Annotated in this window: 1 protein-coding gene; it reads left to right on the plus strand. The window is 41.7% G+C overall.

Annotation, left to right across the window (positions count from 1 at the left end):
* Positions 1-410 (plus strand): hypothetical protein (locus tag R7190_RS29445; protein ID WP_318138147.1); only part of this gene is annotated, 410 nt, incomplete at its 5' end.
* Between the last annotated feature and the right edge of the window lie 161 nt (positions 411-571).

Here is a 571-nt window from a genome sequence, read left to right on the forward strand (position 1 = left end):
AAGCGAAGCGCATGTTGACAGAAAATACCATGACAGAAAATGTAACCAAGGTGCAGCAGGCTTGTGGTAATGAAGTACTAGAAACCAATATCGATTGGGCTCAGTGGGATAATTATGATTTTTCTGAAGCTCGACTTGATAAAGTAAAAACCACAGGTTGGTTAGGTGGTCTTATTAACTACATCTATGATGATATGGTGAAGTTGTGCACGACAACTGAGCACGCAGCTTTGTATAAAGAAGAGTTTCAAAAAGTTCAAAAAATCCAATTCGTAGGTCAAGATTCAGTGAATGCGAAAAAAGCAGGTTTCGCGTTAGATGAAGGTGGTAGCGTACTCAAAGTTGCTCTGAATCCAAATGCGGCTTACGACTCTTCAACGTTGAAGTACCTTAAGCAGGCATGGAACTAAAACGATGAAGAAAACGTTATTGTCGTTATTCATGGTGTCCGTCAGCTTTGCCGTGGTCGGTGAAGAAGCTCGTTACACCATGGACGACTTAAAGGCATTGAACGGCTCTAAAAATTGGAACGAGCTATTAGCGCATGCGGAAGATATTCGTCCATCTCAAC

The organism is Vibrio sp. 1078-1 (assembly GCF_033340475.1).